We start from the raw sequence: 21,759 nt of genomic DNA, 5'->3' as shown, positions 1-21,759 counted from the left end.
ATGGCCAATACATTTTTTCAGTTTAAGCAATTTATTGTGCACCAGGAGCACTGCGCCATGAAAGTCTGTACAGACGCCTGTATACAAGGGGCTTTCACCGCGCAGTACCTCCAGGGAGCAACACATGTGCGCACTATTCTGGACATAGGTGCTGGTACGGGTTTGCTTAGTCTGATGTTGGCGCAGGCGCATCCGGCGGCTATTACCGCCGTAGAGTTGGATGCAGGAGCGGCGAGGCAGGCGAGAGAGAATTTCGCGGCATCTCCATGGGGAGATAGATTATCCTTACTGGAAGCCGATGTACGGGAGTTGCAGCCCAGTGCATTATATGATTTTGTGATTACGAATCCGCCGTTTTATGAAGTGGCATTAAAGAGTGGGCATGCGCAGAAAGATCAAGCTATGCATGCAACGAATTTGGGCTATGGCGCGTTAATACAAGCCATTGATGCGCATTTAACACGGGATGGCGCATTTTCTGTATTGTTGCCTTATCAGGAGTTTATTATTTTCCGGGAACTAGCCGAGCAGGCCGGTTATCATTTAGGAACGCATTTGCAGGTGAAGCAAAGCGTGCGTCATGGATATTTTCGGAGTGTGGGTATCTTTTCTCGTGAGTCGAAACCCATGTTGGTGCAGGAGTTGGATATACGAGATGCCCACAACAACTATACAACGGCATTTATAGCCTTATTACAGCCTTATTACTTGAAGTTATAGTACATCCTCCACATAATCTTGCAGATAGCTGAATTTCGCAGTTAGCTGTCTATTTTGCGTAATGGTAGCATTCAGCAGCATTTCGCTGTTATCTTTCAATAATTCTTCAAAGACATATTTCATCAGTTGATCTCCGAAATATTGGGAAGCATCCCGGGGTAATTCATTGGGGAGATTGCTGACACACATCATATCGACGGTATCTTGTAGGTATGGTTCGGTGCGGGTATTGGTTTGTTTATTGACGCCGTAGACGGGATCTTCGATGGTGCTATCGCCGAGATTGGAGGGGACGGAGCCATTGGTATCGTCTGTGATATCTGCGATCACTTGGATGTGGAAGTTATCTTTTTTCAGGTCGTTGGCAGTGAATAATCGGGGTATATTCTGATCCCAGTAGATACCGTTCATGAGGATATCGCTCACGGTAACATAGGGGAGGAAGCGGCAGTCGTACATTTCCGGGTGTGCGTGGAAATCGGCGCGACTATAAGTTTTCTCACCTTTGCGAAGATATAGTTCACCTGCTTTCAACTGCGTATATACGGGATAGTTATATTGGTTCATGAGGTATTCTTCTGGTGGGAGGTATTTAATACCAAGGAGTCCCATTATTTCCAGGATGCCGGCGGCTACGCGTCCGGAGCCGGTGACAACGATTTTTAGAGGTGGTAATTTCACACCGAAATAGTGGGTGATGAGTTCTTGGAAATCGTGGCATTGGTGTACAGGCTTCAATTTGAAGGTGCCGGTTTTATGGCCGTAGGCCATTAGGCCGTTGTGGGCGCCTACTACGCCCGCGAAGAAGCCGAAGCCGAGGATTCGTTGTCCATCGGGGTGGACGAGGCATTCGTAATCTATCAGGCGGATATTTTTTTGCAAGATGGCTTGCAGCATTTTACGGTTATGTGGTTGTTTCTTTTTGGTATGGCTGAAGAAGAGATATGTTTTATTGGGGATGAGGAATGGAGGAGGCACTTCTTTGATGCCTAAGAGGAGGCTGCATGCGCTGAGATCTTCTGTAATAGACACGCCGGCTTTAGCGTATTCTTCATCTTTAAAGCAGCGATGCGGAGAGGGTTGGGCATGTACCATTACGTGAGGGTAGTGGTGCATGATCCACTGGCATTGTTTGGGAGTGAAGGCAGCGCGGTTATCGTGCGGTATTTTTTCTTCCCTTATGAGACCAATGTGAAGCGTCTTTTCCATCTTATAATTTACGAAAAAAAATAAATATTTGTTTATTTCAAATTAATATCTACATTTGCATCCCGTTAACGCGGGAACGCATTGCGAAAGGCAATTGCCCAGATGGCGGAATTGGTAGACGCGCTAGACTCAAAATCTTGTTTCGGCAACGGAGTGCAGGTTCGATTCCTGTTCTGGGCACAGAAACTACCACAAGGAAAAGGCTCTCGGAAGAGGGCCTTTTCTATTTTACGAGCTTGTATATATAGATATGCATACAAACAAGTTGACAGCATATTAAAGAGCCAGATTTCAAAAGTACCTCATTCCATCTGCCTAAGCATTTATCCTACTGCCGGATCAAATCCGAGTTATTACGCATAAGGTAGGCCAACGCTTCTGTCAAAGCCTACTCCGTATTTTTGGGATTAAAACCTAACTCGTTTCTTGACTTGGAAATATCAAAGTCCTGTTGTAGGCCAGAAAACATTGCAATATCTTTTGTAGTGAGTACCGGGGCTTTCCCACTTAGCTTTGCAGAAAATTCCATCAATCCGGCAATGGCATACAACATAAATTTAGGTACTGATCCGGGTACTTTGAGTTTCAGTTCGGGATATAGTTTTTGAGCCAGTCTGGTGGTATCTGTAATGGTCATACATTTTTCGTTGGCAAGAATATAGCGTTCTCCTGAACGCCCTTTTATTGCTGCGAGGTAACAGCCTTCAGCCACATCCTTAACATCAATCCAGTTCAACGTGATTTTGGTATCCATCGGAATTTGTTTATTCAAAATCAGTTTCAATACACCATAAGAGACATTAAGAGGAAGAAATGCTTCACTGCCAATCATCGCTCCCGGCATAACGGATACCAATTCTATTCCCAATTTTTTTGCCATTGCGAAAGCCAGTTGTTCACCATCATTCTTGGAATTGTAATACATATCTCTACGGTCAGGATTGTAGCCGTTGCTTTCTTTTGTGGGCAGTGTAGTATAGTTTAACGCTGCAATGGAGCTGACATAGACTATCCTCTTTACACCTGCTTCCGCGGCAGCCTCGATTGTATTTCGTGTTCCCTCTATGTTCACATCGTAGATTTCCTTTTTGGGATCCTTAGCCCATAATTTGAAAGCAGCGCCTACAGCATAAAATGTATCCACGCCTTGCAGGGATCTTATAAAAGAAGCCTTGTCTGTAATATCAGCCTGTACAACCTCGCAGTTCAAACCGTCGAAGGGTGTTTTGTTTTTGATGTTACGTACGGATGCCCGTACAGGGATACCTTTTTTTAGTAGTAATCGGACTAAATTATTACCTAAATGTCCGTTGGCACCGGAAACCAGTGCTAAGTTTTTCTGTTCCATTCCAATGATTTTAAATGACAAGCCAAAGGTCAGCCTTGCGCATTCAAAAACACTTCACAAATGTTACCTAATAATCTGTTTGCGGATACGACTTAAACTTTTAGGGTTCATACCGAGAAATGAAGCAATGTATTGCATCGGAACATGCTGAAGAACATCGGGATGTTCATTCATCAATTTCAGGTAGCGTTGTTCAGCACTAAGCGTAGCCAGCTCTTTGGAACGCTTTTCATTATAAGTTAAGGCTTGCTGAAACACCAACAAACTGAAATCTTTAAAAGCCGGGCTTTGTTGGATCAACAAATCGAGGTCTGGTTTTGTAATTCTTAATAGTTCACAAGCTGTAATACACTCCAGATTTTCGTCCGACTTGCTTTGACTCACAAAATTGGAGTAGGAAGTAATAAATCCGGGGGGACAATTGATGTGTGTTGTTACCTCTTCACCTTTGTCGTTGTAATGGAATAGACGTACGAACCCCGAAACAACAAAATACAGATAACAAGGGATTTTCCCTTCTTCTTCAATAATACGATTCTTGGGGTACAACACTGGTTCGAAGAATTGCACACACATATCCTTTTCTACATCAGAAAGCGCTACGTTTTGTCTAATAAGATGGATAAGTTGATCGTGCATAATACAAAGGTAAAATAAAGGGTGGTGATTTTGTCCGGATCTTTTGAAAATTGAAGCCAAAGGATCGTCCTTGTAGTAGTCTCCTGGTGTGAATATCTTAAAATAGTGGAGGAGCAGTGATCTTAGCATAAAAAAGTTGATTTTTGCAGTTATCTTTAAATACTATGAAAAAGAAAGCTGCTATCAAATTGCTGCTAAGCATGCACCCGTTAGAGAGGGTCACAGTAAGTTTAGGGTTGACCTTATTGGTATTTGCCTTATTTCATTTCTGTCACATACCTTTTAATCCATTGGTGCTTTCGGTGTTATTATGGGATGTATTTGCTCTTTCGTTTATAACGATGGGGTGGATTATATTTTTTAGCAGGAATGTTGATGAGATAAGAACCTGGGGTAGAATAGATGACGGTAACCGGGTATTTGTCATGACTGTCGTTATAATCGCCTCGGTTGCCGGTCTGGTAATTGTTTTATTAATGTTGTTATCAAATGATTTAGGACCTTCAAAAGGAGTATATGTGCCTGTTGCAGTCGTTGGGATGTTGGCCTCCTGGATTATGGTTCATACTACCTTTACCTTTCATTATGCAGATATTTATTATGACGATGATGTTACTGACCCAACCAGGCATGCAGGTGGGCTGATTTTTCCTGAAGAAAACAATCCTGATTATATCGACTTTGCCTATTTTTCGTTTGTGATAGGTATGACATTCCAGGTATCTGATGTGGAGGTCAGCAGGAAGCTATTGAGGAGGATCGTACTGTTTCATGGCCTTATTTCCTTCATCCTGAATACCTTTGTATTAGCACTCACTATTAACCTGATTGCAGGGTTGAGATAATGTTAAAGGACAGACTTGAGCAATAGTTTCAGCATCTGATACATAAACTGGGCATCGAAGTCCACAAACCTTTTAATCAGCCAGGGGCATGCCAGTCGGTCAATTTTAGGGCGTTCACGGGTGATCCAACATGCAGAAATCCCATCCAGGGGGAAGAGATTTTATCTCCCCCTGCAAAATTAGTATATGAAATGGTCAATTTGTTGGAGAGAAAAATGAGGAATTTTTTGCACCTTCGTCAACCTGATATTTCCGTTTATATAATACAGATACAACCAGTGAACATTTAGCATAACGTGCTCCTTGCTATTATTCAAGGATAATAGTTTTCCCGGCCAGGATACGTTATCGATTAAAAACACCAATTATTATTGAATGCAACCACTTTGGTGTGGTTGGCAGGGATATTTTGCCTGCACTATTGCCAAACAACTGACCGCAAGGTGGTGCGCATAATTTTTTATTGCAGCAATGAAATCAAATAGTTTGATGTTTGAAAGAACGACTGCTGTTGCCGGTTGGCTCAGCATATTAATCATATTGTTAACAAGTAGTCCGGGAAATGCACAGGTACGCTCATTTAATACTGGCTGGAAATTTACCGCAGTTGAATTTGCCAGCAGTGAGAAAGTAGACTCTTTCCGGCGATTGGGTATAAATTGGAGCGATCAGTTCCTGATTGAACAAACAAATGAAACTGAGGGTATCCAGGCAATGGATACAGCGATCGACAAGCAATGGTCGGCGCTGAAAGATCGTCAATGGTATCCCGTATCACTGCCCCATACTGCATTCCCGGAACCGTTGGTGATTGTTAAACCGCGGGAAGGAGTGGCTTACTACCAGAAAAAATTTGAAGTGGCTCCCGCCTGGAAAGGCAAACGTCTAACCATAGTATTTGAAGGTGCGATGCAGGTAATGCAGGTATGGATAAATGGAAAATACATGGGCCGTTTCACAGGCGGTTACCTGCCCTTTGAGGTAGATTTCACGGATGTAGCAAGATATGGCGCGGAGAATATGGTGTTGGTAAAACTCAACAATAAAGCTAATCCAGTGGTTCCCCCAGGAAAGCCGGTGGGGAAAATGGATTTTATCTATTATTCAGGAATTTACAGGGATGTATGGTTGCATATCCGCAATCCTCTTCATATTTCCAGCAGTATTACTGCCAACAAAATAGCAGGAGGTGGCATCTTCGTGACTTACCCGACTGTTGCCAAAGAACAGGCTACCGTGGAGGTACAAACGCACCTGGAAAATAATAGTGATCAGCCGCAAACTTTTTTCATTGAACAGGCAATTATTGATAAAAGCGGTAAGAGCGTGGCTATTGAAAAATCAACACCCTATAGCCTTTCCGCTGGCGCCGAGAATCATTACCTACAGCAGTTGACTGTATTGCGGCCTTCACTCTGGCATCCAGACCATCCTTATTTGTATCATCTCAGAACAAGGATCTTCCGTGGTAAAGAGATGGTGGATGAGCAGATAACGCAAATAGGCATACGAAGTTTTGATATCAGCGCCCAAAAAGGGCTGTTGATCAATGGTGAACCTTTCCGGATTGCAGGTACTAACCGGCACCAGAATTATCCTTATATCGGAAATGCTATTTCAGATCAGGCATCTTACCGTGATGCATGGCTGATCAAAGCAGCGGGGATGAATGCTGTACGCGCCGCCCATTATCCACCTGATCCCTCTTTTATGGATGCCGCTGATGAGTTAGGAATACTGATCATCAACTGTATTCCTGGTTGGCAGTACTTTAATAAGAACCCGGCCTTTGAAGACAATGTGATGAGGGATATACGCCAAATGGTACGGAGAGACCGTAATCATCCCAGCGTTGTGCTGTGGGAGGTGAGCCTGAATGAAACCTATCCATCGGCAGCATTTCGTTGTCGCCAGGCAGAAGTAGCCCGCAGTGAATGGAGAGGCGGAAAAAACTTCTTTACCAGTGGAGATTCCTATTTTACCAAAGCATGTTATGATGTGCCTTACGATGACTGGAATGGAGATCCTGGTGCCCGCAACAATACCACTTATCCCGATCACGCATTCCTGATCAGGGAGTATGGCGATTATGAATTCGGAGGAGGTAACAGTACCAGTCGCCAACTGAGAAGTACTGGAGAAGCAGGTTTGCTGGCACAGGCCTGGAATCTTCAATGGTCGCATAATAAAAACCGGAAGATTTATCCACGGGCCTTGGGCGATCTTAACTGGGCTTTTTATGACGGCCTGGCGGGTGTTGTAGTAGGTATTGAAGGATGGGGTGTGGCAGACATATTTCGCATACCAAAATACAGTTACTATATGTACAAAAGCCAGCAGCCATTGGCACTGAACCCTATGTTACCTTTTGCCAGCGGCCCTATGGTGTTTATTGCGTCTAACTGGAATTCCCAATCAGACCCTTCTAAAGTGGTGGTATATAGTAACTGTGAAGAAGTGTCTCTCTATCTTAATGATAAATTGATAGCAACACAAAAACCGGATCATGGTCCTGAAACAGAGCATAACGACTATAGTCCGCAGGGACACGGTTTTGATGGTGGCAATGCAAGTAACCTACTGCATCCGCCGTTTACCTTTAGTATAAACGGTTTTGTTCCGGGTACGCTTAAAGCTATAGGGCTGGCCGGAGGAAAGCCGGTGACGGACTACAGCATATCTACTCCTGGCAAGCCGGCAAAAATACAGCTCGAAGCAGGGATTAATGGTAAACCATTTCAGGCAGGTGGTGATATGATATTTGTATATGCACATATCACTGATGAAAAAGGGCAACTGTTGTGGGATACACATCAGCCAGTAAACATCAGTATCACGGGAGATGCGCGCTTATTGAGTCCTGCTACTGTAGACGCAGAAGCAGGTATTGCCACTTTTATCGTACAATCCGGAGAAAGCAAAAATGCTATTATAGTGCAGGCTACTGCAGGAGGGCTTAAAAGCCAGCCATTTTTGCTGAAGGCTAGTGGCAAATGATATAAAGATTTTTGTTTTGAAATTTCACCTGGAAGCTGGCGACAAAATTGGCGCCGGAATAATGCCAATGCCAGCGTTATAAAGACAACAATTACCAATAGGTTTTCCGTGAAATGTAAGTTTTAAATAAGTATTAAATGAGAAGCATATTACATCTTGTACTCCTGTTGATGGTTTATGTGACTACTTATGGTAGCGCAATGAGCCAGGATACAGTTAAGACGAAGTACTTTCCGCATCCCGACAGGATTCGCTATGATGGCGACTGTATGACTATTGATGGAAAGGATGTATTTATTTATAGTGCGGCTTTTCATTATTTCCGTTGTCCGCAGGAACTCTGGAGGGATCGTTTCAGAAAAATAAAGGAGGCAGGGTTTAATACGGTGGAAACCTATATTCCCTGGAACTGGCATGAACGCAGTATGCCTAAAGATATCAGTGACAGGTCGAAATTTAATTTTAGTGATCTGAAGGCCTGGTTGAAAATGGCGCAGGAAGAATTTGGCCTTTATACTATAGTACGCCCTGGGCCATTCCTCTGTGCTGAGTGGTCGGGTGGAGGATATCCCCGTTGGATCAGTTTATTGGGGCCAGGTAAAGGTGATCTCTGGTTGCGTAGTGCAGATCCGGAACATATCAAATGGTCAGTACATTGGATAGACGCGGTATCGCGGGCCGTGGCAGGGGAGCAACTTACCAGGAAAAAGAAAGGGCAGAAAGGAATTATCCTTTTTCAATTGGAAAATGAATATGATGCACATGGTACACTGGATAAGGAAGTGCTCCTAAAATCGTTGTATCGGTCGGCAAAAAGCAATGGCATAGATGTACCATTGTTTACGTGTCTTACACAGGAATGTCGTGCCAGTAAAGATCCGGAGTTGTCACAGGTATTTGATTGTGATAATTATTATGTAGGACTTACAGAAGCGCCCAGTTGCGCGCGTCGGATGGTAAACCTGCGGAAGGTCCAGTCAAATGCTCCTGGTTTTGTAACAGAATTACAGGGAGGTTGGTTTTCGCTGGTGACACAACGTTTGAGCGAAGGGCATTATTCCGACGACCGGCATTTGAATGCCATTAGTCTGATGTCGATGTTGGGAGGGGCTACCGGACTGAATTACTACATGTTTTATGGCGGTACTCATTTTGCCGGTTGGGGTGCCAGAGGGATGACGACCAGCTATGATTATAATGCCGCTATCAAAGAAGATGGTGCTGTAGGTGCTAAGTATGAGGTGGCAAAAAATATAGGTGCGTTTATCCGTCAGTATGGTAAACAGCTTGCACGTGCTACAGGTGGTCCTTGTGAGTTGCAGGCGCCCGGAAAAATTTTCGGTGGTGTACGTATAGCCGCTGACGGTACCCGGTTTGTGTTTCTCCATAATACTGATCCGAATCATGCCGTGCAGGGAATGGTGACACTAATTCCGGGAAAGATAGGTAAACCTACTGCCCCGATGTATAACATTAATCAGTATGGAGAAAAAGTACTGATAAAAGATGCGGATACATCTTCCACCACTTCTGCGTTAACAGGTACGTTTACTGTAGCTGCAGATCTGCCGGCTCTTGGCGCACGGGTGCTGGTGATACCTCCTGGTGTAGCGCCGGAGAAAGGTGAGTGGTGGCCTAAAACGACTAATCCGTATGTTCGTCCTGAGGTGAGTCTACAACCGGTACGTATTGCTGTTGCCATGCATACGGAAGATCCGGTAAGTAAAGCAGTATGGAAACCTTTACCAGCGGCTACTTCATTGCCTGCATTGGATATTAATGATTTCAGGTACAGTCTGTACCGGACATCCTTCCGATTGTCATCCCAGGCAGTGGCCACGGAGAAATACTTGCTATTTAACATGTTCACAAGGGATATTGTATCTGTTACCGTAAACGGACAACCAGCCAAAAGGCTTTTCCCCGAGAAAGCGGATGCACAGACCTGGGTAACACGGGGTGCCGGGGAACGTATTCAATCCAATGAATTTGATAACCGCTTTGATGTATCCGGGCTCCTGAAAGAAGGGCCGAATGAAATAGTGGTGGCCTATGAAAATTTGGGTCATGCACACGGGTATGTGCCCATGGAGGAAGGCGCAGGTATCAGCACTGCGGGGCTATCGGTGACGGATACACTGTTATCGCATCCATTAAATTGGGAATATGCGGCTGACGTAGCAGGTGTTACACAAAATTATTGTCAACCCATCTTTGATGCTTCCACTTGGGAACGAATTGCATTGGATACCACCGGTGAAATACCCCGTAAAGGAAATGGGGTGCAACCTAAAGGAACGCAAACAGGTTTGTTTACCTGGTACCGCATTGAGTTCTATCTGCCGGATACTCCTTCCGGCGTATGGCTACCTTGGATGGCAAGGATCAATGCCTCCGGTAACGGATACATGTGGCTGAATGGACATAACATTGGCCGGCACTGGGAAGCAGGCCCACAACGGGAATTCTGGCTTCCTGAATGCTGGTTGAATATGGGGGAGAAGAAAAAGAATGTACTCGTATTGGGGCTTAGGCAGACCATTAATGGCGCGGAACTCCATGCTGTAGAAATCAGACCTTGCCCGGAGGATGCCGCATTTAAAACCGTAAAGTAATCAGTCATGATGAGGAAAATATTCATCCTATTTTTTTTATTCACGCCATGTACGATTTTCGCGCAAAAGGCGAATAGTTCACATGAATGGACCGCTGATAATGGCAACGGAACATTTAAGAATCCTCTCTTATGGGGCGATTGGCCCGATCCGGATGTAATCCGTGTGGGCGACTGGTTTTATCTGATATCCACCAGTATGCACTATGTTCCCGGCTGCCCTATATTACGCTCCAAAGATCTGGTAAACTGGGAAATGGCTGGTTATGCAGTAGATCGCTATGACGAAGATCCCAGATATGATATGAAAGGTGGCACGCTATACCTGAATGGTTCCTGGGCAGCTACCATCAGACATCATAATGGTCTTTTCTACGTTGGATTTTGTACGCCTTATGGATGGGGTACAGAGAAGGGGAATTTTTCTATCTGCACTGCAAAAGATGTGAAAGGTCCCTGGAAGCGGACAATTTTTCCCGAGTTCCTGTATGACCCGGGATTGTTTTTTGATGATGACGGAAAAGTATATGTTGTACATGGACAAGGGACACTCTACCTGACCGAACTCGCATCCGACGCACTGTCGGTGAAGGGAAAGGCGGTGAAGATCTGGCAGGGGGGAATTAAACGTCCACAGGGATCTTCAGCGCCCAATGAAAGTTATGGCATGGAAGGGTCTCATGTTTACAAAATCAATGGCTACTATTATATCACCAATCCTGCCGGTGGTACAGAAGGATGGCAGGTTTGTCTGCGCAGCAAAAATATTAACGGACCTTATGAATCAAAAATCATTTATCAGGATGAAAGCTCATACCCCAATAATGGTCTTCATCAGGGAGGCATGGTACAACTGAAAAATGGTGACTGGTGGTTTATCATTATGCAGGATCGTGGTCCTATTGGAAGGGTACCGCACCTGTTGCCTGTTACATGGGTAGATGGATGGCCCATACTGGGAGAAAACGGAAAAGGATATATTATCGGGAAAAAACCGGATGTAGGTAAAACATTCCCTATAACGGTTCCAGCTACTTCAGATGAGTTCAATACAAGTCAGTTGGGACTGCAATGGCAATGGAATCACAACCCTGACAATAGTAAATGGTCGCTTACCGAGCGAAAAGGATTTTTGCGCTTGCATGCCTCTTATGCAAGAAAAATAAAAGAGGCACGCAACACGCTTACACAGCGAGTGCAGGGCCCATCCAGCATGGGTATTGTAGAAATGGATATTAAAGGATTAAAGAATGGTGATGTGAGTGGATTGGGTGTTTTTGAGGAGCCATATGCTTTTATTGGTGTCAGAAAAGAGGGAGGTAATGCTACTTTGATAATGGTGAATGATGGTAAAGTGGTGGATAGTATCACAGGTGTATTACAGACAAAAATCTGGTTTAGTGCTGCCGCAACGCATACCGGATTTACTGTTAACTTTTCGTATAGCCTGGATGGTAAACATTTTATTCCTTTTGGCAATCAGTTGAAAATGGGACTGGGTCTTCCATGGACGGCGAACCGTTTTGCCCTGTTTAATTTCAATACGATGCAGGAACATGCAGGTGGTTATGCTGATGTTAACTGGTTCCACTTTAGTGGCGGTTCGCAGTAAAGGCTTGTTTTCTAGTAACCTGTTGAATCACTAAGTATAAGCCTCCCGTTTTTTCGGGAGGCTTTTTTAGCTATTAAAAGTGCCTGTGTCGGTAAAAAAAAATATAAATAAATCAATTTTGATGTAGTTTTATAGAGTGTCGCCCGATACTTTAGTGAACATTGCGATTTTATCCTAGCGAAAGAAAAACAGCAGCTACAAAGAGACATGTCTGACTGACCTTATCTGGCAGTTTTTTCAATTAACTGGAAATGCATATTTTTTTAATTTACTAACTTAAGGTGCTGGCCAGGCTATGGTTTTAGAAGTATTAGATGAAGAGGGTTGTTATAACCGGTTGAAGGCAGGTGATGAGGCTGCATTTCGTCATCTTATTGGTGTTTATGGCCCGGTGCTTTGTCGCTATGCCGACAGAATGATCATGAATAGCGCAGCGGCGGAAGACGTTGTAACAGAGGTATTACTAAAGGTATGGCAGAAACGGGAAACGTTTAACTCTTTTAGCAATATAAAGCGCTTCTTTTATGTAGCTGCCAGAAATGCTTCACTGCAATATATAAGAGACCGGGAACGGGAACAACGAAAGTTCGAAGCTTTTAACGAAGTAAGTGCAGCGGTGGCTGTTGATGAAGTGATCTATGCGGAAATGATGGTGGAGTTACAGAAAGCCATTGCTGAATTGCCCGCCAAAATGCGGGAAGTATTTATCCTGGGATATGTGCACCAGTTGAGTAACCAGGAAATAGCAACACAATTAAACCTCTCCGATCAAACGGTTCGTAATCAGAAAACGAAAGCACTCTCCATTATCCGAAATAAGATGGGCAACAGGTCTCATCTGGAAATTTATCTCGCCTTACTATTGCTATTTCGCTAATGCTTAAGGGCTTTTACCTTTAACGACGCCATTTTTTAAATATCCTCCCGGCGTTTGTATTCTCTATAGAAAAAAATTATTTATTCCGATGGTACAAAATGCCATCCGCGGCATTATAACTATATATAGCAAATTCCTTTACAGGCCATGAATGATGAAAGAATAGAAGAAGCATTGCATATAGCGGCGCTGATACAGCAATTGAGAGAAGGTAAAATAACAGCGGAAGACCAGGAAATATTGCATGCATGGGTGGCAGCGGATAAGGAAAATGAAGCCATATTCCGGCAGATCAGCGATCCTGCACACTGGGAGCGTGAGCTGCAGGCTATTGAAAAGTATGATGCCAACGTGCTTACACAACGGGTATTTACAGCGGCAGGATTATCGCAGCCAGCAGCATCAGTAGCCACCAATCGTTCTATTTTCCATTTGCGGAATTACTGGCAATTGAGTATAGCCGTAGCCGTGATAGGTATTGTGGTGATAGCCATCCGCCTGCATATGCAGCAACCGGAAAGGCCTGCAATCACCAATAAACCGGTTGCCAGCACTGTTGCTATTAATCCCGGAGGTAACAAAGCCACATTGGTATTAGGAAATGGCGCTATAATGACATTAAAGGATAGCGCTGAAGATACCGTAGCCTTGCAGGGGGGCAGCCTCATTGCACAGCAGCAGGAAGGCGTACTGGTATATCATAAAGCCGCTGCTACTGCGCAGAACGAAAGCATCTGGAATACCGTATCCACACCCAAAGGAGGTAAATATGAAATTGTATTGTCGGATGGTACCCACATTTATCTCAACGCAGCATCCTCTGTTAAGTTTCCCGTATCCTTTAATAATAATTATCGTGAAGTGGTATTGTCGGGGGAAGCTTATTTCGAGGTAACACACCGTATGGCGGAAAAAGGAGCATGGCCGTTTCTGGTAAAAATACAGCGTGCAGGTGAAGATGAAGGAGAGGTAAAGGTCTTGGGTACTCATTTTAATGTGATGGCCTACGACGACGAGAAAACGGTGAAAACCACACTGGTAGAGGGCTCGGTGAGCATGCAAAAAGGAGCGAATGCAGTGCTGCTTAAACCGGGTCAACAATCGGTATGGAATCCCAAGGCCAATAAATTAGAAGTCAAACCAGCCGATATCGAAGCGGAAATTGCGTGGAAGAACGGGAGGTTCCTGTTCCGGTCTACAGATATAAAAACAATTATGCGGCAGCTCTCCAGATGGTACGATGTAAGTGTGGACTATAGCGGAGATATGACGGATATTCGGTTTGCCGGAAATATAGAACGAAAAGAAAATATCAGGGAATTAATAGAAATACTGGAAGCGGACGGCCGGTTGCGCTTCAGTATCTCAGGAAGTAAAATTATTGTATCACGCATTCAGAATAAGGAGGAACAATGAAATAAGACCATTTAAAACCACATCAACGTATCAACCAAAATAAACCGGAACCCGCGGCCAGGCGGTATTCCGGTAGTAATGTCCGCTTTTTGACAAGGCGTAGAAATTCCTGTTATCAAAAACGAAACAATACAAATATATGTATTTGCTAGTGCAAAGTGCCCTCTCGTTCTACAGAAGAGTGCGCAGAACCAAAATCCTGTCTCCCATCATTATGAGACTTGCCTTCTTTATATTGTTGGTCACCTGTCTGCAAGTCAGGGGCAACGCTTATTCTCAGAGAATTAATTTATCGGGGAAAGAACTTTCCCTGGAAAAAATTTTGTGGATGATCGGTCAGCAGAGCGGTTATCAGATTGTTTATAATCCTGACCTGGTAAAGAATGCCAGGAACCTGGATTTGAACGTAAAGGACGCTCCTTTGCGGGAGGTACTGGATCTATGCCTTAAAAATCAAGGACTCAGCTACCTCGTCAGGTATAACACGATTATACTGAAATCTGCCACAGGCGTCGGTGAAAAAGAAGGAACCGCTGCTCCTCCGGTAACTGTAAGGGGGCATGTTACGGACGACAAAGGTCAGCCACTGGAAAGAGTAGGGGTACAGGAAAAAGGAACCGCCAACGGTGTTTATTCCGATAAGAAAGGGGATTTCGAGATTCATGTGAAGGATGGAAATGCAGTGCTGTTGTTCAAATATCTCGGATATACGCCCAAAGAGATGCCGGTGAATAACCAGCCCTACATGGAAGTGCAACTGATACCTTCGGCCATAGGTATCGATTCTGTAGTAGTTACTGGTTTTAATACCAAACAAAAGAAGATCAGTATCGTAGGCGCCATCACGACTATTTCTCCGCAGGAGTTGAAGACGCCCTCCAGTACTTTGTCTTCTTCCTTTGCTGGTAGATTATCAGGGGTGATTGCCCGTCAATCTACCGGAGAACCGGGCAGCGGTGCTCAATTCTGGATCAGAGGCGTATCTACCTATGGAGGTACTGGCGCATTGATTTTCCTGAATGGTGTAGAAATATCTTCCGGCGACCTCAACAGTATTGATCCCAGCAATATAGAAAGCTTTTCTATCCTGAAAGACGCGTCTTCTACGGCGTTGTACGGTGCCAGAGGTGCCAATGGGGTTATACTGATCGAAACCAAGCATGGTAAAATCCTGGAGAAACCCAGGATTACAGGACTGGTGGAAAGCGCTGTATCTTCTCCTACAAAAATTGTAAAGTTTACAGATGGTGTTTCCTATATGAAGCTGTATAACGAAGCGTTGCGTAACGACAATCCTTATAATGCCGATCGCTACTCGCCCGAAAAAATCAATGGTACCGCGCAGGGATTAGACCCTTATATATATCCGAATATTAACTGGTACAAAATGCTGTTTAAGGACTATGCGTTCAGTCATCACGCTAACCTGAATGTGCAGGGCGGTGGACAAGTAGCGCGTTATTACATGGGGGTGGCCTATTATAAAGATATGGGTATACTCAATAATGGGTTGCTTACCGGTTTTAAAAACAACATCGATAATAACCGCTTCAACTTCGTGAACAATGTTAGTGTAAAAGCTACAAAAACAACAGAGCTGGAGTTGAATATCAATGCCGACTATTACCGGAACACAGGCCCCGCCACCAGCGCTTCCTCCTTATTTGGCAGCGTAATGGGCGCCAATGGAGTAGACTTCCCTGCATACTATCCTACACCTGCCGACGGTGCACTGGACCATATTTATTTTGGTAATAAAACAGATGGTTTCCTGGGCGCTAATACGCGTGATAATCCTTATGCAGACATGATTAAGGGATATAGTCAGTCTGCCGCGTCTACACTCTTAACTACATTAAGAGGAAAGCAGCAACTGGATATGATCACAAAAGGACTGAGCTTTAATGCACTCATCTCCTTTAAAAACTGGTCCAGCAGTAGTATAAACAGAACCTATACCCCCTACTATTATACGCTGGATAGTTACCGCAAAGATCCTGATGGAAAATATGTATATAATCTGAACTGGATTGCAGCAGCCGGAGGTTCTACCGCATTGGGACAGTCGGGCGATAACAACGGAGACAGAACGCTCTATATGCAAACCACGCTTAACTATAACCGGGTATTCCGGGATAAGCATGATGTAGCAGGTATGTTGGTGTTTTTAAGAAATGAATACAATACCAATACGCCTGGTGATAATATAGTAGACGCATTGCCTTCCCGCAAACAGGGATGGGCAGGCCGCCTGGCTTATGGTTATGATTCCCGCTATTATTTAGAAGCGAACCTCGGTTATACCGGTTCTGAGAACTTCGCCGCCGGGCATCGTTATGGTTTCTTTCCCGCCGGAGGTATTTCCTGGGTGGCTTCCAATGAGATGTTTTTCAAAGCTGCCACATGGACAAGCCATATTAACCTGTTGAAGATACGCGCTTCCTATGGTTTATCCGGTAACGATCAGATTGGGGGCGATCGCTTTCCTTACCTGAGTGTAGTGAATATGAGCGGTAAAAATGGTTTCACCACCGGATACAACTTCGACAATAGTATGTCAGGTATCCAGATTACCCGATATCCGAATAATAATATTCAATGGGAGATCAGTAAAAAGTTGAATATAGGTCTGGATTTGGGCTTGTTTAACGACCTTACCCTTAATGTGGACTGGTTCCGGGAAATGCGTAGTAATATTTATCAGCAACGGGGTACCATCCCCGCTACCGCTGGTGTGTTGAGTGCATTACCTTATTCCAATATCGGGCGGGTACTTAACCATGGGATAGATGCGACTTTACTATACAATCGTATGATCAACAAGGATCTGGCGATTTCCTTCCGTGGCACCTTTACTTATGCCCGCAATAAGATATTGTACTACGACCAGCCAAATTATGCGGCACTAGGCCTTGGTAACTTGTCATACATAGGGCATCCGTTGAACACTAACTTTGGCCTGATAGCAGAACGATTATTTATTGATGATAAAGAAGCTGCCAACAGCCCTGTATTTATTGCTTCCCATGCTGGAGATATCAAGTATAAGGATCTCAACGGCGACGGAACGATCAATAACAATGACCGTGTGGCGATGGGATGGCCTAGAGTGCCTGAAATTGTTTATGGCGCCGGGTTTACGGTTACGTATAAAAAAATTGATGTAGGTATTTTCTTTCAGGGCTTGTCGCATATGTCTGATTATATCAGTGGATTCCGACCTTTCGGACGTTCTCAGAATAACATGATTGCCGCCATTGCTGATAGTCACTGGTCGCCTGATAATCAAAACCTCTATGCATTTTACCCCAGGTTAACAGCGTTGGAGTCGGCCCCCAACAATGAACAGTCTTCTTCCTGGTGGTTGCGCAACTTCTCTTTCCTGCGATTAAAGCAGGTGGAAGTAGGCTATAATCCTGCAAAGTTTGCCCGTGTATACCTGAGAGGGATTAATCTGCTTACGTTTTCTAAGTTTAAATTATGGGACCCCGAGCAGGGAGGAGGGAATGGTTTAGGATATCCTCCACAGGAGGTTGTCAACTTAGGCGCGCAGTTTAATCTCTGATAAACATCCATTCATCCGCTGAAAAAAAGATTTATGAACTTATTCAAACGCAAATATATATTCGGGGGCGTTTTTGTTTTTCTCTTTATAACAGGATTATTGTCCTGCAAAAAGTACCTCGACATTGTGCCGCCCAACACGGCAACCATCAACACCGCCTTTCAGAATTATAATACAGCATTGCGGTTTCTGTATTCGTTGTATGCTTACATGCCCAGAGAGAATGATGCCAGCTATGGAAATATCAGCGCCTGTGCAACAGACCAGGCTATTACAGTATGGCAGAATAACGTCATTTCACGGTTATTAAGAGGAGAACAAAATTCTTCCAATCCTCTGTTTAACTATTGGGAAGGGAAGAACAGTATTCCCGATATCAGCCTGTTTGAAGGGATACGGCAATGTTATATTTTCCTCGACAATGTGGAAAGAGTACCTGGTATTACACCTGATATAGTGAAACGTTGGAAAGGGGAGGCTATTTTTCTCGCTGCCTACTACCACTACATCCTGATGCGTCAATATGGTCCCATTCCACTAATTGATCATCAGATCGATTTCAGTGCTACCAGTGGTACCGACATCTTCCCCTTCCGTCAGCCTTATGATACCTGTGTGAACTACATCGTACAGCGCTTTGATGAAGCGGCAGCCATGTTACCATCCACTATTCCTGCTCAGAATGAGCTGGGAAGGGTAACTTCTGTGGCCATAAAGGCCATAAAGGCGAGATTACTGCTCACCGCCGCATCACCCTTGTTTAATGGTAATAGTGAATACTACGCCAATTTCAAAGATAAGAATGGGAAGTCACTGATGAATATTTCCTATGATAAGGAAAAATGGAAACATGCTATTGATGCGATCAAAGATGCGATAGATGCGGCTCAGCAAAACGGAAGACGTCTCTATCAGTTTGCCGATTACAAGGGACCGACCAATTTCTTTGACAAAACACGTCGCGACACGGGCATGATTGCCTATCGTTTTGCGATGGTAGATCCCTGGAATATAGAGTTGATATGGGGATACTCTGTACCGGAAGGACAGTATCAATGGCAACAGAACGCTACTCCGCTGTCAGGCAATTCCTACAATGGCATCGGTCCAAGTATGAGAACGGTAGAAACTTTCTATACAGAAAATGGATTGCCGATAGATAAAGATCCTACCTGGGCTTATACAAAAAGATACGATGTAGATCCTGATGCGCATACCATGAACGTAAACCTCCATCGAGAACCCCGATATTATGCATCTGTTGCCTATGATAATGGTAAATATCTGGTAAATGGTACTGCTGAAACAATGCATTTTAAAGCAGGAGAGGATCAGGGCTGGCGTTCCGGCGCTACCAACTATTCCCTGACTGGTTTCCTGGTGCAGAAAGTAGTGCATCCGCAAACTGTGGCGGACGACAACAATTTTACGCTCGTTCGTTACCCCTGGCCGATCATCCGTTTGTCAGAGTTATACCTCTCTTATGCAGAAGCATTGAATGAATATTATGGAGTAGCACAACAACAAACCGTGTTGGACAACCTGAATATGATCCGACAACGAGCCATGTTGCCTACTATACAGGATTCCTGGGCTATTGCCAGTCATGCTCCTGTGTTTACACAGGATGAAATGAGGGACATCATTCGCCAGGAGCGTACCATAGAACTGGTGTTTGAAGGGCAATACTTCTGGGATGTGCGTCGTTGGAAACTGGGTGATAAGTACCTGAATCAAACCATTTACGGTATGAATTTCCAGGGCACCGATGAAAGTAGTTTCAACCAGGTTACGCCGGTAATCAACCAGCTATTCAAAACACCTGCCAGTTACCTTTTTCCCATCAGTGTACAGGAGTTGAGCAAGAATACCAACCTTGTTCAAAATCCAGGGTGGTAGCGCTTTTTTAAAACACTTTATTTATCCAAACAACTTTCCTTTATGCTGCATAAAAAACTATTAGCGGGTATGTTATCAGGGGTGTTATTCCTCCACCTGATGAGTTGTAAAAAGAAGGAGGATGTAGGTATGCCGCCTCCTGTGTTGAGTAATCTGAAAGGCACAGCGGGCTATGGTGAGGCTGTTTTCACCTGGGACCCTATTGGTCGCACGCCGAAGGATTCTGCCGATTACCTCTATACCTCCATTAGCTATACCGATAGCACGGGTAAGATCAACGAAACGAAATTCAGTCGTTATACCGATACAGCGGTGGTGGGCAGTTTAATAGATCGGCCCTACACTTTTACCATCAAAACAGTGGGGCCCTTAGGAGCGGTGGGCGTTCCCGCTATGCTGTCGCTCACTCCTAAGCCACCAGTATACATCGCTATTGCCAATACCCTCAAAATTGAGGCTTCCATTGGAGGCGCCAAGATTTCATGGGATAATAACTCCGGAAAAACGGTTATTGTAAACGCCGCCTATACAGATCCCACCACTAACAAGGTGATGAGCAAATCCTTCACCTCCGCCCAACAAGCAGGGGTAGGATTTCTCTCTGGTATTCCAGGTGGTAGTCCGGTTACAGTGGTAGTAACGGTAACGGATATATCCAGACGTCAGTCAAATCCTGTGACGGCTACTGTCACGCCACTGACAGAAGTGAAGATTTCTCGTGCGGGCTGGTCCATTGCGGGCTTCAGTGACCAGGAAGATGGAGGGGAAGGACCGGTGAACGGATATGCTACTGCAGCGATAGACGGTAATATCAACACTTTCTGGCATACCACCTGGTCCTCTGCCGAAACGCCGTATCCGCATTGGATTGCAGTGAATATTGGTCGATCCGTGACTATTTCAAGGGTGGGCCTCGTGAACCGCCAGGGGCATAAAGACGGACAAACTGAAATACAACTGATGGGAAGTACCGATGGACAAAACTGGACAGACCTGGGTACCTATCCCTTTCAACAGAAAAATGAGGAACAATTTTTCCCGGTACCCCCTCAGCAATGGAATTATGTGAAAGTAGTACTCACCAAAGGCCCTAATTTCTTTGGTTTCCTGGCGGAAATCAATTTGTATGGAGCACTGTAAAAAGCAAGTTTTATAAAAAGACTCAAATAAAACCGGGTGGCCAAGAGTCACCCGTTGCTTTAAATAAAATACGAACTTTTAACTTTCACCTTTTATCGAGGGCCTTTTTTATTTTAACAAACTCCAACCCTAAGACCCCACCCATTGATCAATTAGACTTCCCATTAGTTTGGTGAACAAGAAGGCTTACGTATTGTTATGCGGTAGATCATTTTTATAAATAGGTTTTAATTAATACACCAAAACTATTATTGATGGAAGGACCAATTCTGATTGCGATCATCACCGCAATTACTTCATGTGTTGTTGCAATTGTTAGTCTAATTTCAACTAAAAGTACGAGTAGGAGCAGTGGGCATATGGCACTTGAACTGGAAAAACTAAAATTCGAATTAGAGCAAAAAAGGAAAGCTCATGAGCTTAAATTCGATTTAAGCACAAAGCAGATTAGTTCTATAGAAAGGATCATCACCGTTACGCAGGATATTAAGGAGATTTTTCGTCAGATTGTATTAAGCAGTGGTGGTAATATTGCGACGGAGTATTTTTTAATTCGGTTAAAAGAATTGTCTTGCCAGTTGACAGAGATATACAGTAATGAGAGTTTCAACTTTGATAATGATACTAGGCAATTAACACATGACCTTAAAAGTTGGGTGTGCAATTTAGAGATTTGCACCAGCTTCATGGTAAAAGGGGCATTTGTTAATCTATCTGATTGTCAAAAGTCACAACTTTTAAACGCACGAAAAAGATTGACTCGATTTCAAAATGCTTTACAGGAAAGGAGGAGAGGTCTTGTTGATGCGAAGATTGGGAAGTGAAAAATTAATAGTTGTTACAGAAATAATATTTGGAATTAATAAAAACATTTTTAC

At 44.1% G+C, this 21,759-nt stretch carries 15 protein-coding genes and 1 tRNA gene; 12 read left to right on the top strand and 4 right to left on the bottom strand.

Features of this window, described 5'->3' with window-relative positions; translation table 11 throughout:
- Entirely contained in the window at positions 1-720 is a 720-nt protein-coding gene (locus JO154_RS02480) for a methyltransferase (protein ID WP_291941550.1), read from the top strand.
- On the opposite strand, the gene JO154_RS02475 is transcribed toward JO154_RS02480, so the two are convergent.
- On the bottom strand, positions 715-1,929 hold the full coding sequence (locus JO154_RS02475) for an NAD(P)-dependent oxidoreductase (RefSeq protein WP_291941549.1): 1,215 nt from the start codon (positions 1,927-1,929) through the stop codon (positions 715-717). The genes JO154_RS02480 and JO154_RS02475 overlap by 6 nt on opposite strands.
- 96 nt (positions 1,930-2,025) lie before the next feature.
- Here JO154_RS02475 and JO154_RS02470 point away from each other — a divergent pair.
- A tRNA-Leu gene (locus JO154_RS02470) sits at positions 2,026-2,109 on the top strand.
- Between the two features lie 208 nt (positions 2,110-2,317).
- Here JO154_RS02470 and JO154_RS02465 read toward each other — a convergent pair.
- Positions 2,318-3,277, bottom strand: a complete 960-nt coding sequence (locus tag JO154_RS02465) for an NAD-dependent epimerase/dehydratase family protein (protein WP_291941548.1) — start codon at positions 3,275-3,277, stop codon at positions 2,318-2,320.
- A gap of 63 nt (positions 3,278-3,340) precedes the next feature.
- Positions 3,341-3,916: a Crp/Fnr family transcriptional regulator gene (locus JO154_RS02460; protein WP_291941546.1), complete on the bottom strand. Its 576-nt coding sequence runs from the start codon at positions 3,914-3,916 to the stop codon at positions 3,341-3,343.
- Positions 3,917-4,080: 164 nt separating this feature from the next.
- On the opposite strand from JO154_RS02460, the gene JO154_RS02455 reads away from it, so the two are divergent.
- Positions 4,081-4,761 (top strand): DUF1345 domain-containing protein, encoded by a 681-nt coding sequence (locus JO154_RS02455; RefSeq protein ID WP_291941545.1) that lies wholly within the window; start codon positions 4,081-4,083, stop codon positions 4,759-4,761.
- 2 nt (positions 4,762-4,763) lie between these two features.
- On the opposite strand, the gene JO154_RS02450 is transcribed toward JO154_RS02455, so the two are convergent.
- Positions 4,764-4,886, bottom strand: coding sequence for a chromate resistance protein ChrB domain-containing protein (locus JO154_RS02450; RefSeq protein WP_291942069.1), 123 nt, complete (start codon positions 4,884-4,886; stop codon positions 4,764-4,766).
- 364 nt (positions 4,887-5,250) lie between these two features.
- Between JO154_RS02450 and JO154_RS02445 the strand changes: the two genes are divergently transcribed.
- The 9 genes from JO154_RS02445 to JO154_RS02405 all read left to right on the top strand — a co-directional run bounded on the left by JO154_RS02445 (position 5,251) and on the right by JO154_RS02405 (position 21,705).
- Positions 5,251-7,758, top strand: a complete 2,508-nt coding sequence (locus JO154_RS02445; protein ID WP_291941544.1) for a glycoside hydrolase family 2 TIM barrel-domain containing protein — start codon at positions 5,251-5,253, stop codon at positions 7,756-7,758.
- 137 nt (positions 7,759-7,895) lie between these two features.
- Positions 7,896-10,373, top strand: coding sequence for a beta-galactosidase (locus JO154_RS02440; protein ID WP_291941541.1), 2,478 nt, complete (start codon positions 7,896-7,898; stop codon positions 10,371-10,373).
- Between the two features lie 6 nt (positions 10,374-10,379).
- The gene (locus JO154_RS02435) at positions 10,380-11,984 is read left to right on the top strand and encodes a glycoside hydrolase 43 family protein (protein WP_291941540.1); all 1,605 of its coding nucleotides are present in this window, start codon (positions 10,380-10,382) and stop codon (positions 11,982-11,984) included.
- Between the two features lie 295 nt (positions 11,985-12,279).
- Positions 12,280-12,861, top strand: coding sequence for an RNA polymerase sigma-70 factor (locus tag JO154_RS02430; protein WP_291941539.1), 582 nt, complete (start codon positions 12,280-12,282; stop codon positions 12,859-12,861).
- 147 nt (positions 12,862-13,008) lie between these two features.
- Positions 13,009-14,277, top strand: a complete 1,269-nt coding sequence (locus JO154_RS02425; RefSeq protein ID WP_291941538.1) for a FecR family protein — start codon at positions 13,009-13,011, stop codon at positions 14,275-14,277.
- A gap of 139 nt (positions 14,278-14,416) precedes the next feature.
- Entirely contained in the window at positions 14,417-17,842 is a 3,426-nt protein-coding gene (locus JO154_RS02420; RefSeq protein WP_291941537.1) for a TonB-dependent receptor, read from the top strand.
- A 33-nt stretch (positions 17,843-17,875) separates the two neighbouring features.
- The gene (locus JO154_RS02415) at positions 17,876-19,741 is read left to right on the top strand and encodes a RagB/SusD family nutrient uptake outer membrane protein (protein ID WP_291941536.1); all 1,866 of its coding nucleotides are present in this window, start codon (positions 17,876-17,878) and stop codon (positions 19,739-19,741) included.
- Positions 19,742-19,783: 42 nt separating this feature from the next.
- Complete coding sequence (locus JO154_RS02410; protein WP_291941534.1) at positions 19,784-20,881, top strand: discoidin domain-containing protein; 1,098 nt, start codon at positions 19,784-19,786, stop codon at positions 20,879-20,881.
- A gap of 254 nt (positions 20,882-21,135) precedes the next feature.
- A complete protein-coding gene (locus JO154_RS02405) occupies positions 21,136-21,705 on the top strand; it encodes a hypothetical protein (RefSeq protein ID WP_291941532.1) in 570 nt (189 codons plus the stop codon).
- Positions 21,706-21,759: the final 54 nt, after the last annotated feature.

Source organism: Chitinophaga sp. (assembly GCF_019236475.1).
In the GTDB taxonomy this organism is placed as follows: Bacteria; Bacteroidota; Bacteroidia; order Chitinophagales; family Chitinophagaceae; genus Chitinophaga.
Note: the sequence above shows the minus strand (reverse complement) of the source record. Positions and strands in the feature narration are given on the sequence as shown.

Bases quoted from the DNA above. Each gene is read 5' to 3' on its own strand.
- JO154_RS02440 (WP_291941541.1), top strand. From the start codon at position 7,896: ATGAGAAGCATATTACATCTTGTACTCCTGTTGATGGTTTATGTGACT.
- JO154_RS02445 (WP_291941544.1), top strand. From the start codon at position 5,251: ATGTTTGAAAGAACGACTGCTGTTGCCGGTTGGCTCAGCATATTAATC.
- JO154_RS02475 (WP_291941549.1), bottom strand. From the start codon at position 1,929: ATGGAAAAGACGCTTCACATTGGTCTCATAAGGGAAGAAAAAATACCG.
- JO154_RS02425 (WP_291941538.1), top strand. From the start codon at position 13,009: ATGAATGATGAAAGAATAGAAGAAGCATTGCATATAGCGGCGCTGATA.
- JO154_RS02465 (WP_291941548.1), bottom strand. From the start codon at position 3,277: ATGGAACAGAAAAACTTAGCACTGGTTTCCGGTGCCAACGGACATTTA.
- JO154_RS02455 (WP_291941545.1), top strand. From the start codon at position 4,081: ATGAAAAAGAAAGCTGCTATCAAATTGCTGCTAAGCATGCACCCGTTA.
- JO154_RS02410 (WP_291941534.1), top strand. From the start codon at position 19,784: ATGCTGCATAAAAAACTATTAGCGGGTATGTTATCAGGGGTGTTATTC.
- JO154_RS02405 (WP_291941532.1), top strand. From the start codon at position 21,136: ATGGAAGGACCAATTCTGATTGCGATCATCACCGCAATTACTTCATGT.
- JO154_RS02435 (WP_291941540.1), top strand. From the start codon at position 10,380: ATGATGAGGAAAATATTCATCCTATTTTTTTTATTCACGCCATGTACG.
- JO154_RS02460 (WP_291941546.1), bottom strand. From the start codon at position 3,916: ATGCACGATCAACTTATCCATCTTATTAGACAAAACGTAGCGCTTTCT.
- JO154_RS02420 (WP_291941537.1), top strand. From the start codon at position 14,417: ATGTATTTGCTAGTGCAAAGTGCCCTCTCGTTCTACAGAAGAGTGCGC.
- JO154_RS02430 (WP_291941539.1), top strand. From the start codon at position 12,280: ATGGTTTTAGAAGTATTAGATGAAGAGGGTTGTTATAACCGGTTGAAG.
- JO154_RS02480 (WP_291941550.1), top strand. From the start codon at position 1: ATGGCCAATACATTTTTTCAGTTTAAGCAATTTATTGTGCACCAGGAG.
- JO154_RS02415 (WP_291941536.1), top strand. From the start codon at position 17,876: ATGAACTTATTCAAACGCAAATATATATTCGGGGGCGTTTTTGTTTTT.